We start from the raw sequence: 1,055 nt of genomic DNA, 5'->3' as shown, positions 1-1,055 counted from the left end.
AGTTGCCCAGCAGCAACCTGGCTCTCGACCCACCTGGTGCCAGGCTACCGGCCCCGCAGAGTCCGAGGGCTCGGAATCAGGCACTCACTCCCAGAGCAACTCCGGCCCGGCTCGGGAGGTCACCCGATTGCCCGCACTGGTAGGCCCTCTGTTGTACGGGGGCAAGATCGGTGAGTATCACCTCTGATAGTTCGTCAGCCAGAGCAGGGGCGCCAAGGCCTCCTGCGGCGAGGCCGTTCGAAGGAGCCGTCAGTGACTGCTGAACCGCCACCAGCCGGAGTTCCCCCTATTCCTCAGGGCCCGCCGCCAGGTGCCGGGAGCGGAGCCGCTCCCGCCCCCAGCCGCCGTCTCGGTGAGATAGCGGCGCTCGTCTCCGCCGGCACTGCCCTCGCCGGCCTCCTCCTTGGCTTCTTCGGGCTTCCCGCAGTGGTGAACCCACCCACCGCCAGGACGGCCACCGAGACCGTACGGGCCACGACGACGGCGACGGTGACCGTGACCGCAACCCCGACCAGCCCCTCCACCCCCCTCGCCGCCCCGACTCCGAGCGAGAGCGGCCAGACGGCACCCACCGCACCGGAGCGGGTCTCCCTCGTGGACGACCTGCAGCCCGTCGACAACCAACGCGGCAAATACGACCGCGGACCGCAAAGCGTCAACGGCACGCTCTACCCCACCGTGCTCTCCAGCACCTGCGCCACCTCAACCTGGCAACTGGACCGCCAGTACACCCGCCTGACCGTGTCATACGGTCTGGCCGACAGCTCCTCCTCTGGCAAGACCGTGCAGATGTACATCGAGTTGGACGGCACCCGGAAAGTGGAACGAGATGTAGCGGTCGGCTCGACGACACCGGTAGACCTGGATGTCCGGGGAGTCTTCCGCATCACCCTTGCCTCCAACTACTGCTTCACCTTCGGCATGAACAACGTCGGTGCGTGGATCGATCCCGTCGTCATCAAGGCCCCCTGAGTGCCTGTTTCTGAGCCCTCGGACTCTGCGGGGTCGGTAGCCTGGCACCAGGTGGGTCGAGAGCCAGGTTGCTGCTGGGCAAC

At 67.2% G+C, this 1,055-nt stretch carries 1 protein-coding gene; it reads left to right on the top strand.

Going from position 1 to position 1,055, the window contains the following annotated elements; all coding sequences use genetic code 11:
- Positions 1 to 594 precede the first annotated feature (594 nt).
- Positions 595 to 972 (top strand): NPCBM/NEW2 domain-containing protein, encoded by a 378-nt coding sequence (locus tag ACFVHB_RS40170; RefSeq protein ID WP_380332941.1) that lies wholly within the window; start codon positions 595 to 597, stop codon positions 970 to 972.
- Positions 973 to 1,055: the final 83 nt, after the last annotated feature.

It is taken from the genome of Kitasatospora sp. NPDC127111, from assembly GCF_042677465.1.
In the GTDB taxonomy this organism is placed as follows: Bacteria; Actinomycetota; Actinomycetes; order Streptomycetales; family Streptomycetaceae; genus Kitasatospora.
This window is presented reverse-complemented; position numbering and strand designations above follow the sequence as displayed.